The sequence below is a fragment of the Budvicia diplopodorum genome (assembly GCF_009800925.1).
Lineage (GTDB): Bacteria > Pseudomonadota > Gammaproteobacteria > Enterobacterales > Enterobacteriaceae > Budvicia > Budvicia diplopodorum.
The window spans coordinates 167553-184120 of record NZ_WOYF01000003.1 but is presented as its reverse complement, the minus strand read 5'-3'; the positions used below and the strand labels follow the sequence as shown (position 1 = coordinate 184120).

The window sequence follows — 16568 nt, the reverse complement described above, 5'->3', positions numbered from 1 at the left end:
CCGTATAATCCCCGCCACTTGGCCCCTTAGCTCAGTTGGTTAGAGCACGCGACTCATAATCGCTTGGTCGCTGGTTCAAGTCCAGCAGGGGCCACCAAATTTTAGTTGTAAATAGATATAGTTAGCCCGCTGTTATCAGCGGGCTTTTTTATTATCTAAATCAAAATGTCCAAGCGACGTCCACACAAAAATGAACTTGATATGGTCTCAATTGCTAGTTAACTCCTATCCCACAAAATGCTATAACACCAACTCCAAGGACCGATATCTCTCATTAAATTGACTTAGTGGTGAAAAATGAAAAGTATTTTACTCGCATTATCCCTTCTCATACTGTCTGGTGCTGCATTAGCCGATCCTGAAGGGTCTGGAAATGGCTTAACGGTTCCGAGAGCTAACTCATATAACTTCTTCTCCGTACCCTTCCCAACTATCAGTGACAAACCTGAGTGGGTGCAGGTTTTTCAGGACAATAACTACGGCAAAATTTCTATCGATAAAGCATCGATAAGATTGGAAGAGCGCTTTGGTATCGACTATTTAGTTTACCGTGAGAAGCAGGATCTCCCGGCAGCGCGCTGTGACGGAACGCCTTGTATGTCTATCACCTATTACGCCATGATCCCGCAAAAAGTTGCGGCCAATGGTTTGCTCACCCAGACGTTTGACCTTTCAGGAAAGATGCAAGGCCAGAGCTATTATGAAATTGAAGGCTGGGACAATATGGAAGTTTACGGCGACAGCGAAAACGGCATAGCTAATGCCGTGCTTGAGTATCTTAAAAAGCAGGTGGGTCAGGATAAGTTTGGCGTGCCTGAGCACGTGAAAATCGGCGGCTAATGTTACTCATATTCCGCACTCGGGGGGCATCGCGCCTCCCGTTAATCAGGCAAGCACCATTTCCAATGCATTAACCGGACAAACAAAAGCGCACTCCCCGCAGCCGTCACAGCCAGAAAGCTCAATCACCGGCGACTGATTGCGTTGCCACTGGATAGCCTTCTTCTGGCAGCGATCGGCACAGCTGTCGCAGTACATATAGGTATTCTGACAGGGATTATTCAACGCAGGGCGAGCATTAATCTGAAACTGAGCCTGTTGCAAAGCACCCGTCGGGCAGGACCGGATGCAGGCATCGCATCGCGTACAGTAGCTAGAGAGAAAATCTAACTCAGGCCGATGGTTATTCATTACCACCACCCCTTCCCCGCAGGCAGAAACGCACTCACCGCAGCCGGAACAGGTTTGGTCAAACAAAGTCACGGCTCCCGGTGGTCGTATAACCGTTGCCGCATCGATACCGTTATCAGCAATATTTTCTATCGAAGGAGCGCTGCCGACGCCGTTAAATAAGCCGCGTAATAATCCCCTGCGGCTTACCGTGCGGTGTTCCATATAGGCTTTATAAAAGCGCTCGTCTTTCATTATAAATACAGCTCAACCTGATTAACCTGAAGATTCATCCCTTGCTTCATGCGCGCCAGATAAACCCCGGCAACTTCAGCCAGCACGGGGTAAAACGGCTGTTCGGTCTCGGTCTGTTGAACCAGTTCTAGATAGCGTCCGGCCCATGGAAGCAGGTGCTCACTCAGTAAACTTGCGGCGGCCTCTGGCTTATCAGATTCAATAAGATAAGCAAACGCCATTAACATTAGCCCAAACTGATCGTCAGGCTCCGGATTATCAGTATCTGTCACTATCCCTTGGCGGGAAAGAAAATCCCGATAGGCCAGCGTAGATGCGCCCATCAATAGGTTCTCACTCTCTAAATAGACGGAACTCCACGGAGGAGCAGGCATAACGCCCTGACCTTCAAACAGCACGGAATAATCATAGATCAGGCGTTGCGAATCTATAGCGCTAATGCTCTCGCATTTCTGGCGCACAAGCTCAGCATCCGGCCATGGAAAAAGATCGGCCAGTTCAGGCAGCGTTGCTCTTAGGCGAGAAATAGCGTCTGAATCCGGGGGATAATAAAAGCAGGCCCCGAGAATGCGGGGAATAGTGGTATTTAGCAGCGTCAAATTATTACCTTATTCACTGATAGTTCATTGATAGTTCATTGATAGTAATAACCTAAGCGGCCGACAAACCTGCCCGGCCGCTTAGTAACAACAAATTACATCGCCATAGCCCAAAGGTTATAGAATGCAATGCGCCCGGCCAGCTCACCAACCACAGCGCCGAAAACGCCAAGCATCAGAGCTGAACCACAGCTTTGTTGCTTAATGAAGGCGACTACCCCGACCGCAACGGCCAGCGCTAAGCAGAACGCCTGCACGCTCCAGAATAGCGTCTGGGCAGCAGCCAACGAAGGGGAAAGCTGGACCAGATACTCTGGTTTAGCGATCAAACTAATCGTTGCGCCAATCAGCAGGAAACACCCGCCGACTTTGTGTGCTCCAATCAGCACAGCACAGGCACCACCGCCAATTAACACCGTCAGCCACATCTGTAGCGATGTATGCATAGTGTCCCAGTTAGCCACCGTACTAAGCTGATAAACCTGAGTAATCGACCAGACGAAAGCCAGACCAACCACAATCGCTAGAGCGTTACATACTCCGGCAACGGCGGCATTTTTCTTCAGGCAAGTGAAGATAACGGTACAACAAATAAGGCTAAAGAACGCACCGCTGAGCAGAATCTCATTGCTCATTGCAGAACGGCCAAGGCCTATTAGCATATTTATTGCCCGCAGCGGCTGACCAACGTGGAATATACCGACGATCAGCCCGATCCCCATCAGGATCAAAGCCAGCAGGTTGGCGCGTTTTAATAGTGGCTCATCGGTCATGGTTAAGCGGTCGCTGATAAACGCCAGCAACAGTAAGCCAACGGCGCTTTGGCCAAATACGGTAAAAAATACCAGTGGTAATTCATGCATTTTAGACCTCCGCCGGGTTTTGAATATGACCGGATGAATCACCGCTAGGTTTTGCATCCCGATGAGCTTTAATGACCAGATTAGGCTTAGTCAGCTTAGGATCCGGCAACGGTGCAATGGCATCTTCATGACCATATTTCTCCCGCAGCAGCGTAATGTCATCAAAATCCAGAGCCCGCTGTGGGCAGGATTCTACGCACACGGGCTTTTTGCCTTCCGCCACACGCTGGTAGCAGCCGTCGCATTTGGTCATCACTTTCTTCACTGCATCAAACTGCGGCGCGCCATACGGACAGCGCATTTCACAATACCGGCAGCCTACGCAGGTGTCCTGATTAACTACCACCAGGCCATCTTCAGCGCGTTTATGCATTGCTCCGGTCGGGCAACCGGCTACGCAGGTCGGCTCTGAGCAATGGTTACAGGCAATGGACAGATAATAGTTGAACACGTTCTGAGTCCAGATATTACCCTGCTTAGCCCAGTTACCGCCGCCATACTCGTAAACCCGGCGAAACTTAGGACCAAGCTCCAAATTTTTCTCGTCTTTGCAGCTGATCTGACAGGTTTTGCAACCAGTGCATTTGGAGCTATCCACATAAAAACCATATTGTTTCATCACTATCTCCTTATGCACGTTTTACATCAACGAGGTTGGTGTGTTGAGGGTTGCCTTTAGCCAATGGAGAAGGTCGCTGAGTAGTCAGAGTATTAATACAGCCACCTACGTCTACGCCTTCCTGATTGGTATTACGCCATGCCCCCTGTGGAACGCCAATTACGCCGGGTAAAATCCGTTCGGTAATTTTGACAGCAATACGAATACGGCCGCGATCGTTAAAGATCTCTGCCATATCACCCGCTTTCAACCCGCGAACGTCTGCATCGATAGGATTCATCCACACCATATGCGGTACCGCTTCTCGCAGCATGGCAACAGAATAGTAGGATGAATGTGTGTGACCCTTAGTATGGAATCCGATCATTTGTAACGGGTAGGTTTTCAGCTTTTCAGTATCGCTTACCCCTTCAAAAGTCGGACAGTATTCCGCCACGGCAGGGATCCGGTCACCATCGGCCAGCTCCCATTCTTGGCCCTTTTGAGCCAACGCTGCGGAATAGATTTCAATCTTGCCTGACGGCGTTTTCAACGGATTAGCCTGCGGATTGTCGCGGAAGTCTTTCAGGGCAATATTTTTACCGCTATCGGCCAGAACTCGATCGATAATGCCTTTACCGTCGGTTTCAGCATAGGTTGGCAACGACGGGTTCTTTTCACGCATCTTGTTATAACAAAATTCAATCCACTGCTCATGGGTACGCCCTTCAGTAAAGGCATCACGGATCCCAAGCTTACCGGCAATCTCCGCCAGAACGTCATAAGACTGGCGGCACTCCCATAGCGGTTCGATGGTATTTTGCAGGCGGGTAAAGTAATTGTAAGCACCGCTGGCATAGGAGTTGTCGATCAAATCGTTGGACTCAACGGAGGTCACGTCCGGTAGCAGCAGATCGGCATATTTGGCGCTGGCGGTCATGTGGTTTTCCCATACCAAAACAAATTCACACAGTGATTCATCCTGTAAAATAGTATGGGTTTTATTGGTATCAGAATGCTGATTCATCATCACGTTACTAGCATAGTTCCATAAGAACTTAATGTTAGTGCCTAGCTTTTCTTTACCAAGAACGTGAGCATTTTTTGCCGTCATTTCAGTACCGCGCACGATGGCGTCGGTCCACATAAAGCACGGAATAACGGTTTTCACCGGATTAGGAATACCGAATCCCGGCACCGAATATTTTACGTTACCGCCCCATGCGCCGGTATTGGTTCCGGCCCTGCCGATATGACCGCTCATCAGCGGCAACATCATTATTGCTCGAGAAGCTTGCTCACCGTTGGCGGTGCGCTGTAATCCCCAGCCCTGAGAGATCCAAGCCGCTTTAGCATTACCAATTTCCCGGGCCAGCTGAATAATACGAGCTTCAGAAATACCGGTGATCTTACTGGCCCATGCGGGGGTTTTTGGCGTAGCGTCTGGGCCGTTTCCGAGCAGATAATCTTTATATGAGGCGTTAGCCGGCGCAGACTCCGGCAGCGTTGTGGCATCCCAACCAACGCAATACTGTTTAAGGAAATCTTCATCAGTCAGATTTTCCTGAATCAGGACGTAGCCGAGCGCAGCAACCAGTGCACCGTCGGTACCCGGATAAATTGGCACCCACTCAGCGTCCAACGTAGTGACGCTGTCAGTCATACGCGGGTCGATGATGATCACTCTTGCGTTACTTTGTTCCAGCGCTTTCAGGGTTTCATAAAACTGACCGCCGCCGGACATACGGGTTTCAGCCAGATTATGACCAAACATCACCACCAAATCGGAGTTTTTAATCTCTAGCAGCAGGCTTTCATTCACACCGCCGTAAATATACGGCATGACGGTATTAATCTGAGCGGTTGAATAGGTTCCATGTTGCTCAAGATAGCCACCAAGCAAGTTAAGCATACGTTTACAGGCATTACGCCCCTGCAAGTTAGCGCCCGTAGAGCCCGAGCCATACTGATAATAGATTGCTTCGTTGCCATATTTATCAATGGTTTGCTTTAGCTTATCAGCCACAATAGTGGTGGCTTCATCCCAACTAATGCGCTTAAACTTTCCTTCACCACGTTTGCCGGTACGCAGCATCGGGTACTTGATCCGATCGGGGTTATAGGTTTTCCAGCGAACGGAACGCCCCCTTAGGCAGGGTCTAATCTGATGTTCACCAAACATAGAATCGTCATAAATTGATTCAGTCGCAATTTTGGTAATTACGCCGTCTTTCACATGCACTTTTAACGGGCATCGGCTACCACAGTTAACAAGGCAGGCACTATATTTAAATGTTTCTCCAGTGGCATCAACCGCAGTGGCCGTCGCGCTGGCAGTAAAAGGTAGAGATATAGACCCGGCAACCGCAGCCGCGCCGGTAACGGCGGCCGAGGTCTGAATAAATTCTCGCCTGGTCACCAATCTCGGCTGAGATATTTCTTTTGAACGCATCACATTACCCTCCTGGCAATAACAAAAAGATATATAAAATTTTTATTTATTATGTCTTACGATAGTACGCCCAATACGCGTAGGCCTTGAATGATCTACATCAACGTACTCAGCTAATTATCGAGTATTTCAATGCGTTGGTATTCTTGAAATTTATTGATATATTTTAATTAATTAAATTAATTAAACTAACAAAATTATTTGCAAGAATGACCTCATAGGAATAGCGGCAAGGCTTAACGTGAACTGATAGGAGTAAATATCATATAACCCTATGTTAAAAAACAGGTTATATGAAACTCCAAGACGCAGAGCGCCTCAAACTTCAGGGCGTTAACCGCAATATCAATTAACGCCCTAAAAACACAATAGAACTCAACTAATCATAAAAAAGGTATAGCGAGAAACTATCTCAGCGGCTATCACCAACAGGCTACCAAGCGTTAACATGCTGGCCTGCTTAGCCACAGCCTGACTACGCCCTTTATAAATTGCCAGAACCGTCAGTAAAAGCCCCAGTAATCCGATAATCCAGCCGGTCATGCGCAGGCAGGCTGACTGATTAAACTGAGTCAGAGCATCGATTGGGAAGGTTGCCCCCCCGGCAGAAGAGAGCGCCTGTAGCGCGCTAATATAGCAAGGCAGAACGGCTAAACGACCAACCAGACTTATCCCAATAAACAGCGCAGCAACGAAGACCATCTTAAACCCCAGTTCATCGCCGACTTTGCCTTTAGACTTCAGGGCAATCAACAAGACGCTGATACTTGCACCCAGCGCCAGCACCGAGCCAAAGAAGGTAAACTGCGTATTAATGTGCGCCCAGGTTACTACCATCGTGTGACGATACACTTCCGCCATGCAGAACACGTCAACCAGCCCAACGATTGCCGCAATGAGCAAGAGCGTTGGCAATATGCGCTTGGCTATCAGCATACGCAAACTAACCAGACAGATGACGCCAAAGAAAACACCGGTAGAGATAATTTCCCGGCTAAGCCATGAGCTACCTGCGTGACGAAGCGAGTTAAAGGCGTTCATCGGGTATCCCAAATGGGCAACCGACAGCATTAGCCCAACGGCGGTCATTATGCAAATAGTCAGCAATACCGGCCGGATAACCTGGAAACCGTGTTCCTGACCTGCTGATTTATTGATCCAACAGCCAAACAGCCCTGCGAACAAGGTTGCACCGACTGAAGCTTGTATCAGCAAGGTGAAAGCAATAAGTGGCCACTCATGCATAATTATTTACTCCCCATTTCGGCACCGGAATGCGCTTTAACCACTAAGTTCGGATGAGTAATGGCCGAATCTGGCAAACCCTGTACGTCGCTTAACGTTCCGTATTTCGCTCTCAGTTCGTCAATCGGGCCATACTTAATCGCCCCCAGAGGACAAGTTGCTACGCACACCGGTTGCTCACCCTTAGCCTGTAAATCGATGCAGAAATCGCACTTCGACATTTGACCAGCTTCGTGATTCATTTGTGGCGCACCGTAAGGACAGGACCAAGAACAATAGCCACAGCCGATGCATTTATCGGTATTAACCCGCACGATGCCGTCACCTTCACGCTTATGCATCGCCGTCGTCGGGCAATTCTTCACGCATGCCGGATCGGCACAGTGATTACACGCAACAGACAGGTTATAGGCATAGACATTGTTCAAATATCCACCCTGTCCATTTTCAGTAAAGCCACCGCCCTGAACGGTATAAATACGGCGGAACCGACGACCAACTTCAAGATCGTTCTTATCTTTGCAGGCTACCTGACAGGCTTTACAGCCCGAGCAGAGTGATGAATCAATAAAAAATCCCAGCTGTTTATTGCTTACTGGTTTAAATTCTACAAATGCTGTCATGCTTTTTTCACCTCAACCAGTAATGTCTGATGAGAATTTCCCTTAGCCAAGGCCGTCATACGGGCCGAAGTCAGAACGTTAGGACAACCGCCGCGATCGATACCGTCTTTATCTGGGTTCCACCAGGCTCCCGCACGCATCGCTACCACGCCCGGCATGACTCTAGAAGTCACCTCTACCGGAATAATACTCACCCCACGATCGTTATAAATCCTTACCTGATCCCCTTCAGAAATCGCCCGCTTTTTCGCATCTATCGGATTCATCCACAGCGTTTGAGCCTGAACTTCCTGCAGCCATGGGTTAGCGTACTGCGTTGAGTTTGCGCGGTTCTTACCCTTCCAGGTAATCATCTGCAGCGGATATTTATCCCGTAGAGGATCTTCAGGTCCTTCCTGAGCCGGAACATAGTGAGATAGCGCCGGAATTTCAGGGTTTTGCATGTCATACAGGCGTTTAGAGAAGATCTCGATTTTGCCCGACGGTGTAGGGAACGGGTTCGTTTCCGGGTCGTTGATATTCTTTTCAAAAGCCACGTGCGACGCGCTTTTAAACAGGTGCTGGCGTTGTTTAAGCAGCTGTTCGAACGTCGGCATGTTTTCATCAGGCATTGCCCGACGGGTTTGTTCAACGATGAATTCTATCCACTGCTTTTCATCTCTGCCTTCGCTAAATGCCGGTTCAACGCCCAGCTTTTCAGCCACTTCGCGCAGCCATTCGTAGTCAGACCGACGCTGGAAGTCAGGCTCAATCAGCTTTTCTGACAGCATCACGTAATTGCCGGTGCCCCAGGTTTGACCAATATTCCAGCGCTCCATAAAGCTGGTTTCAGGCAGCAGAAGGTCGGCATATTTAGCACTTGGCGTCAGATAGAGATCGCTGGCAACGATAAACTCAACCTTTGACTCATCTTCCAGCAGCTTAACCGCCTGATGAATATCCGGGTTCTGGTTAGCCATGTAGTTACCGGCCAGCGAGAACATCATCTTAATGTTGGTATCCAGCTTATCGGCATCTTTCAGACCGTCTTCCGGTCTGACTTTAGACGCATCATCAACGGCCTGCATCCAGTTCATAATAGAAATACGGGCTTTAACCGGATTGGTTCCCTGATCGACACCGGTCATAAACTTACGGCTGGCAATGCCGCCGTAGCCAGCGGCCCATCCGCCTTTAACGCCAACGTTTCCGGTAATGGTTGCTAACAGTGTAGAACCCCGAGCGCTACGCTCTCCGCAAATGTGACGCTGTGGGCCCCAGCCCTGAATCAGCGCTGCCGGTTTAGTGGTCGCATAATCCCGGGCTAGCTGACGAATAGTGTGGGCCGGAACCTTAGTGATTTGCTCCGCCCATTCAGGCGTTTTCTGTACGCCGTCTTTTTTACCGGTCAGATAGCTCACCAGAGATTCATTTTCACCTACGCCCTCAGGCATATTGGATTCATCGAAGCCTAAGGTGTAGCGATCGATAAAGGCTTTATCGTGCAAGCCTTCAGTAACAATCACATACATCATGGCATCCATCAGGGCGTTATCCGTGGTCGGCAATAACGGGATCCATTGATCGGCGAAGCTACAGGCAGAATCAGAGTAGCGCGGGTCCACGACAATAAAGCGAGTACCGTTTTTCTTCATCTGCTGATAGAAATGGTTGGTGTGACCAAAGATAGTTTCTGTGGGATTATGCCCCCACAGAATGACCAGCTTGGTATCAAGTAAGGTATCCAGCGAGTTGCCGGAGGCTGCTGTACCATAAGTATATGGCGTCGCCGCGGCCGTATTTCCCATACTCACTGAGTGGTAGTAACGCAGGTATCCACCGGTCAGGTTAAGCAAGCGCTTGAGCATACCGTCGCCGGAAAAAGCGCCGCCGGAAACGCCGGTCGCCGTATGGGCAAAGCGGGATGCCGGGCCGTGTTGAGCAGTAATCTGCTTCATTTTCTCGGCAATCAGGGTTGTCGCTTCATCCCAGCTAATCTGCTTAAACTTACCTTCACCGCGTTTACCTACCCGCAGCATAGGATATTTCAGTCGATTCGGGTGATAGACAAATTTTCGATAGCCACGACCGCGAACGCAGGCCCGCATAACGGGCATTTCTGGGTCTAGTGCCCCATCAGGCAGAGTACTAATACGCACAACGGTTCCCTGCTTAACGTGTGCTCTTACGTCACATTTGCCGCCACAGTCAAAAGTACTACAGGTTTGAACGATCCGCTCATCGCCAGCAGAGTCAGGTAAAGCCGACGTTTCGGTACCGGTGCTCACCGCCCCCGCTTTAGAAGCAATAAAAGGAAGCGTGACTAATGCAGTTCCGGTCTGTAAAAACCGGCGGCGGTTAATGGTAAACCGGCTGAATTCTGCTAACTCAGGCTTATTTGTATCATTATTTTTCATAAGTCTTCTGCTCACATAAATAAAGCAAGTATAAAGAACTTATTTAATCAATCAGTTGATAACAATCAATGAATAATACCTATCTATAAGTATTTACAATATTATTTATAAATTTACTGATAGCTGTACTTTAATTAACCAGCGAAATGAATGATAATAGTTATCATTACACTGACGAGTGCAATAATTACTATGCCACTGATAAATAAAATATTAAACTAAATAAAAATAGAATATGACTATTAAAATAGAAAATGTCATCGTCTCTGTAATAACTACATTTACATTAAGTTACAAATAATTAATATAAAACCAATAAAAATATAAAATAAGCCAAATAAAAGCTACAAATAAACAGCGATGCTTGTAGTAATAAACGTAAAAAACGGAGGAATAAATACCTCCGTTTCTTCAAAGCAATAATTAGAAGCTAACTTTTACGCCTAAATGGCCGGTGTAACCTTCCATTCCGCCATCAAAACCGCACAGGTATTTAGCATCCGCATACATCTGCGTATCTTCAGCTAATTGCACACTGACTCCGGCACCGGTTTGCCACCAGCCGTCGGTAAAGTCTGCACTCACATCAGTATCACCAATGCCCACTGACGTGTTACCGCCCAGCCGCTGCACGGCATCGACTACCACGTACGGTTTTATGGTTGTCACCTCGTAGCTTAAACGCAAACCACCACGAGCTAAGCCACTATGGCTTGACGTATTGTCAATATTACTCACACCATCATTAAAACTATCCAGATACAGGTATTGATACATTAGCTGTGCCTGTGGCTCTAAAGTCATATTACCGCCCAGCGCAAACGGTTTACCCACTTCCCCAGACAACACTGCGCCATAACCGTTCTGATTTGCACGGTGGTCACTTTCATATTTGTTATGGTAATAGGTTCCTTGGCCCACCAGATCCAGATAACTATTATCCTGAGCCATACGGGTATAATAACCGCCTAAGCTCACGGCATCGCTCACCACTTTACCGGTATTCACCGACAGAGTTGGATTCAGCGAACGCAAACGGTCTTGCGTATCGGTGCTCTGCGTACCCATGGTCACCATCAGGCCCGAACTAACCAACGTACCGGAGTCCGTTTTATCTTGATACAGATCTGAACCAAACTGCACAAACCAACTGCCGCCGCGATAGCCAAAACGGCCCGCGTCATTGGTCCGGTGCTGTCCACCCATACGGGCCCATGTGTCATTATTACCACGGGTTACGTTATCGCCAATACGTTCATGCAATGTACCGATGGTATCAAAACCATACTGTTGGTTCAGGTACGGCGCAGCAATGTAGCCAGCCACCTCAGGGCGATATGCAATCACATAATCAGTAGGATCCGGAGTCGGTGACGGCAGGTAAGTACGCAAATACCAGTCATTAGCATCGGTTGAACCTCCCTGATACAACTGATATTCATAGGCTCCGGCACTAACGGTATTACCCAGCTTAAACTTGCTGCCAGAGGTACCATCAATAGACACCACCTGAATACCATCACCAACGGTTAAAGCCCCCAGGCCACCAGCATTGTTGACCACTAAACTATGATTACCTGTCGCATCACCGATTATGTGGATCTTATCACTTTGAGCATTGCTATCACCCTCATTGAGTACCGTGTTCAGTACAAAGGTGGAGCCATTACCTGAAAGGTTGCCGATGGTTAAAGTTTTAAACACGCCAAGCACAGGCTGATTAAAGGAAATAACCGAGCTATTCGAGTTCAATGAACGCAGATCGGAATCAGCGCTCATCAGCCACTGACTATTGTCCATATTCAGAACGGTAACATTATGCGCAGCACCTTTAAGCACAGAGCCATTGCGTAGGCTAACGTCGGCGGTACTATCATTAGACACTTGCAGATCGCCATTCAGTATCGATGAGTCCGCTTTCAGAGTTAGTTGGGAGGCATTTTCCGCGTTGAGTACATTACCGTTACCACCGGTGACAATACTGTTAGTTAAGTTAATCGCACCTAAGGCAGATGAGACCAGCATACCGTCAGACTGTGCGCTATTTAACAAACTGTTTTGCAAATTAATTGTGCTGGCAGACGAGGCTGAGTGGCTAATTTGAATACCGGCCGCATCAACACCCGCGGTTTGCACAATAACGCTACGACCATTAATCGTGGCATTGTTGCCCTGAGCGATTAACCCAGAGGCTTGTTCACCCTGAGTCGTAAGCATGACAGAGTTCAAATTAATATTAGCGGCATTCGCATCGACCGCATTTGAAGACGCTCCCCCAGTTTGAATATTAACGTCAGTCAGCGTCATATTGGAGCCAGTAGCCCCCATGACCCCTTCCGCCCCAATTCCAGTGGTTAAGATCGTTGTATTGCTGGCAACTACCGTAGAATTAGAACCCTGTATACCAGTACCCGATGAATGAATAGTGCCACCGGACACATCGACTTTGCCGCGCTGAGCCGATATACCATAAGCATTATCACCGGTAGCGATAATATCGGTATCAATAAGATGAACGTCAGCATCACGCAGTAGCTCAAGGCCACCCATCTTGATACCTGATGAATTAATCTGGCTATTTTTGATAGTAAGATTTGCAGAATATGAAGCTAAAACGGCAGATTTGCTACCTGCCGTTGCGTTACCCGTAGAGCGGATATCCATATGCTCTACATCAGAGGTGCCGTACGTGGTTGTCAAAGCTCGGGAATCGTTACCCGACACGCTAACTGAAGTCCCGTTTGCACGGAACTGGCCTCCACTTAAAATGCCGGTAGCATTATCTCCCTGCGTAGTGACGCTACCGCCGTTCAGTATAGTCACATCGCCTGAAGCGGTAAGGCCCGTTGATTCACTTCCCTTGGTTAAGATAGTGGTTCCATTAACATTCAGGCTAGCGCCGAGAAAAAGAAGGCCTGTAGAATAATCGCCTTCAGTAAGAATATTGCCACCAGTTAAGGTTGCCTGACTAAGATGGTTAATATCTAGTGCGTTAGCACCCAGCCCGTTGGTTTCCACATTAGTATCAATTAAGTTTACCGTTGACTCAGTGGCGAACAGACCCCGATGATCCCCGCTGGACTGAATTTTACTACCGTTAGAGGAGAAATTAACTCGAACAAGATTGACCGTGTCTGCGCCAGAACTAGCCACTGAACTATTGGTGAATATCACATTCCCGTTATCAATCGCTAAAATACCTAAATCCACTGAAGTAATTGTTGTATTGGTTAAATCAATCAAAGCACCGTTACTTGAGATAATACCATAGGCACCGACAACCGTATTATCGACAGCAATGCCAGTGGCGGTAATTTTTGCACCTACACCAAGTGCGTGTAATAGGCCAGTTAATGCATAAGGGGGTGGGCCGGTAACTCGATCGCCTACATTTAATACAACAGAATCACCGGCATATGCAGTAATATTTACATAGTCAGTAGCATAAGCATTCAGTGAGCCAACTACGCTTAATCCACAAGTCGCTAATGCTATCGCATGGCGGCCAACTTTTGAATTCCAAATAACCTGATAGCTTTTATTCATTATTAACACTCCATATTAATTTAATTAACTATTTAATTACAAATTATGGAGTATAAATAAAGACAGACAGACCCGTCTGAGTTTAGTCATTATCCATAATAACACTTTTGACTTTATTTATTTTCTATAAAACTAACTATTTACCCATATCAATACAAATCGTTAGAATCTAAAAAAACCACTCATTTGATTGATAAAAACTATCAAATACCGGCTTTACATAGAGATAAGCGATCAATAAGAGTAATTAAATCTGATTTATAAATAAATTTTTATATTATTGAAAATTATTTAATTAATTGATTTTTATTATAAAAAAACAAAGCATCATCAAATGGCAACGCTATTGAATGGTTTAAAATAAGAAAAAAAGACAAATATTTAGCCGACCAGAAATAAATATAGTAATTTCCATTAATATTTTATGGCCTACAGAAAGTAAAGATTATTAGTTTTATAATTGAAAATTTAGCTTTCATCAAAATAAATAATTATCTTAATAAACTAGCATTAGATAACGCTAAATTCCTTAATCAAAAATACCTTTATATTACCCCCTTCCTGCCATGAAAAATATGGCTTGATAATAATTCTTACTCCTAGCTTTTTGATGATTACTTGTGCACTCGCAGTTTAAACAGACAGATGTCATGCTATAATTATGACAAGTGTCACGATCGTAAGGATAGAAAAAATTATGGCTATCAAATCTCAGAACAAGATCACAGAACCAGTGCATAACTCTCATGCAAAGCTTTGGCAAAGTGCAGGGTTACCCGCAAGTGGCGGAATTAAGCTGATTAACGCCATACAAAAAGGATTGCCAGTTGATATCATAGCTAAACTCAATAATGAGCTGGACGTTTCAAAAATGTATATCCTGAACGTAGCTGGAATTAACGAACGCAGCTTTGCCAGACGTAAAAATGAGCACGGCAGGCTGAAACCAGAAGAGAGCGAAAGAGTCGCTCGTCTGGTTCGTATTATGGATTCAGCTATTACGCTGTTTGAAGGTGATAAAAATGCGGCCGTTGAATGGATAAATACCCCGTCTACTGCGTTAGGAAGCCTATCGCCTAAAGACATGCTGGCAACTGAAACCGGAGCGTTGGAAGTCAGTAACTTGATAGGCCGGCTGGAGCACGGCGTATTCTCATGAAGCTTTACCGGATTGTTAAAACGAAACATCTGGGTTCTGCATGGTCAGGCTTTGGTGCAGAACAGTACGGCGGGCGATGGAATCACCCCGGCTATGCCGCAATTTATGCTGCAACCAGCATTTCACTAGCCATGCTTGAAATGCTGGTACATTTACAAAAAAGTCAGCTGTTAGAAAATTACGTAACGCTAGCCATTGAGATCCCCGACCTACAAATTACAACGCTGGAAATATCCTCATTAAGCAACGGCTGGAACAGTTACCCTGCCCCGGATGAAACCATGGACATCGGCGACAGTTGGCTCGAAAGCTACTCCTCTGCCTGTTTACTGGTCCCGTCGGTTATCGTACCAACAGAGTACAATGCTCTACTCAATCCTCGGCATCATGAGCTAATAACATGCATTCAGTCTGTTGAAATAAAGCCATTAAGTTTTGATCAACGCTTTCTGTCTGACTAAACACATCGTTATTTATATCGCTATATAGGCTAAACCACTGTGCCAATCCCATCATTAAAACTGGCCTATCAGAGGCGCTGCACTAACGCCTGATTCACGCGAAAATATAAACTCTACATGATTGGACTATTTGCCGTTAATTGACTTAACTTAACGGTAGTAAACACAAAGAAAAGATGCATCACGCCAACACACGCATCGCGCCTAATGCTAACGTACTATTTATAAACGCTAAAAATAGTAATATTTTTATTCTTACTTTCTCAGAGAATTGGCTATGCTCCTACTTGAACGGCTAATTGAAGATATTCAGCGTAAGGAAGAAGGTATTTATCGGCAGTACGGCAAAGTCCCACCAGATAAGCTACTGATCTTGATGCGAAAAGATGACATGCATGAACTATTTAAGCTGCGCTATTCCAACAAAAATGCCCCCTACCTATCGCTGACTACCGACTACATGCTGAAAGTAATGGACATAAAGGTCATTACAGCACCGGAAGAGGTACTGAAAGATAAGCTATTTATCATAACCATGGTCACTTGATATTTATCTTTTTACTTTCATGGAACATTTAGCGTTAATCGTGGCCTATATCTAAGGCAAAAGCAGGGAATATTGACAGCTATTTTGAGAAGCAAATTCATGAGCTAATCTTTAGGAAAAAGGTTATATGCGACTTAAAGTTCACCAATTATAGGGATATGAATATGGGAAACATTCTTAATTTTATTGCTAACATACTATTATTTATCAGTATATTAATTATTATTTACGGCGTATTTCGAGCGATATTCTGTTTTATCAAAAGTGAAATAAAAAACGGAATCATCGATTTCAAGGGGCTGAGAAAAGTCCGCGTTAATCTGGCTTCATACCTGTTACTGGGCCTTGATGTTCTGATCGCCACCGAAATTCTAAAAACCATTCTTGAGCCAGGCTACAGGCAGCTAGCCACTCTGCTCACCATCGTGGTTATCCGGACAATCCTGTCGCTTTTGCTCCATCTGGACATCAAAGACGATTGCTCTGCGCAAGCGCTTTCAATCGCCGTACCCGAGCAACAGCATTTGCCCAAACCTTCAGTTGATGAATTCAAGATTGATGAGCCTAAAGCTGACGGGTCTAAGCTAGAAAAACAGAGCTAATAGCTCGTTTAAATCGGATGATGAGTTAAAAAAACCGGCGTATTAACTAACG

14 protein-coding genes and 1 tRNA gene are annotated in these 16568 nt (G+C 46.3%); 6 read left to right on the top strand and 9 right to left on the bottom strand.

Annotated elements, in window-relative coordinates; all coding sequences use genetic code 11:
• The first annotated feature begins 20 nt into the window (after positions 1-20).
• Positions 21-97, top strand: a tRNA-Ile gene (locus GVI43_RS04825).
• A gap of 200 nt (positions 98-297) precedes the next feature.
• Positions 298-840, top strand: a complete 543-nt coding sequence (locus GVI43_RS04820) for a hypothetical protein (protein WP_159565678.1) — start codon at positions 298-300, stop codon at positions 838-840.
• A 45-nt stretch (positions 841-885) separates the two neighbouring features.
• Here the strand turns inward: GVI43_RS04820 and GVI43_RS04815 are convergent, their stop codons facing one another.
• The 9 genes from GVI43_RS04815 to GVI43_RS04775 form a co-directional block, all read right to left on the bottom strand.
• On the bottom strand, positions 886-1425 hold the full coding sequence (locus tag GVI43_RS04815; protein WP_159565676.1) for a 4Fe-4S binding protein: 540 nt from the start codon (positions 1423-1425) through the stop codon (positions 886-888).
• On the bottom strand, positions 1425-2024 hold the full coding sequence (locus tag GVI43_RS04810; RefSeq protein WP_246201516.1) for a molecular chaperone TorD family protein: 600 nt from the start codon (positions 2022-2024) through the stop codon (positions 1425-1427). The genes GVI43_RS04815 and GVI43_RS04810 overlap by 1 nt, the downstream gene beginning before the upstream one ends.
• A gap of 95 nt (positions 2025-2119) precedes the next feature.
• Positions 2120-2887, bottom strand: coding sequence for a dimethyl sulfoxide reductase anchor subunit family protein (locus GVI43_RS04805; protein WP_159565674.1), 768 nt, complete (start codon positions 2885-2887; stop codon positions 2120-2122).
• A gap of 1 nt (position 2888) precedes the next feature.
• Positions 2889-3506 carry a DMSO/selenate family reductase complex B subunit gene (locus GVI43_RS04800; protein WP_159565672.1) on the bottom strand — a complete coding sequence of 206 codons (618 nt, stop codon included), beginning with the start codon at positions 3504-3506 and terminating at the stop codon, positions 2889-2891.
• A 10-nt stretch (positions 3507-3516) separates the two neighbouring features.
• Entirely contained in the window at positions 3517-5937 is a 2421-nt protein-coding gene (locus GVI43_RS04795) for a DMSO/selenate family reductase complex A subunit (protein ID WP_159565872.1), read from the bottom strand.
• Positions 5938-6312: 375 nt separating this feature from the next.
• Positions 6313-7182 carry a dimethyl sulfoxide reductase anchor subunit family protein gene (locus tag GVI43_RS04790; protein ID WP_159565670.1) on the bottom strand — a complete coding sequence of 290 codons (870 nt, stop codon included), beginning with the start codon at positions 7180-7182 and terminating at the stop codon, positions 6313-6315.
• 2 nt (positions 7183-7184) lie between these two features.
• On the bottom strand, positions 7185-7805 hold the full coding sequence (locus GVI43_RS04785) for a DMSO/selenate family reductase complex B subunit (protein WP_159565668.1): 621 nt from the start codon (positions 7803-7805) through the stop codon (positions 7185-7187).
• Positions 7802-10201 (bottom strand): DMSO/selenate family reductase complex A subunit, encoded by a 2400-nt coding sequence (locus GVI43_RS04780; RefSeq protein WP_159565666.1) that lies wholly within the window; start codon positions 10199-10201, stop codon positions 7802-7804. The genes GVI43_RS04785 and GVI43_RS04780 overlap by 4 nt, the downstream gene beginning before the upstream one ends.
• A gap of 423 nt (positions 10202-10624) precedes the next feature.
• The gene (locus GVI43_RS04775) at positions 10625-13747 is read right to left on the bottom strand and encodes an autotransporter outer membrane beta-barrel domain-containing protein (RefSeq protein WP_159565664.1); all 3123 of its coding nucleotides are present in this window, start codon (positions 13745-13747) and stop codon (positions 10625-10627) included.
• A gap of 697 nt (positions 13748-14444) precedes the next feature.
• Between GVI43_RS04775 and parS the strand changes: the two genes are divergently transcribed.
• The 4 genes from parS (at position 14445) to GVI43_RS04755 (ending at position 16516) form a co-directional block, all read left to right on the top strand.
• On the top strand, positions 14445-14906 hold the full coding sequence (gene parS / locus GVI43_RS04770) for a type II RES/Xre toxin-antitoxin system antitoxin (RefSeq protein ID WP_159565662.1): 462 nt from the start codon (positions 14445-14447) through the stop codon (positions 14904-14906).
• Entirely contained in the window at positions 14903-15367 is a 465-nt protein-coding gene (locus tag GVI43_RS04765; RefSeq protein WP_159565660.1) for an RES family NAD+ phosphorylase, read from the top strand. Before parS ends, GVI43_RS04765 begins: the two co-directional genes overlap by 4 nt.
• A 277-nt stretch (positions 15368-15644) precedes the next feature.
• Positions 15645-15914 (top strand): hypothetical protein, encoded by a 270-nt coding sequence (locus tag GVI43_RS04760; protein ID WP_159565658.1) that lies wholly within the window; start codon positions 15645-15647, stop codon positions 15912-15914.
• A gap of 164 nt (positions 15915-16078) precedes the next feature.
• Positions 16079-16516: a DUF1622 domain-containing protein gene (locus GVI43_RS04755; RefSeq protein WP_159565656.1), complete on the top strand. Its 438-nt coding sequence runs from the start codon at positions 16079-16081 to the stop codon at positions 16514-16516.
• The last annotated feature ends 52 nt before the right edge of the window (positions 16517-16568 follow it).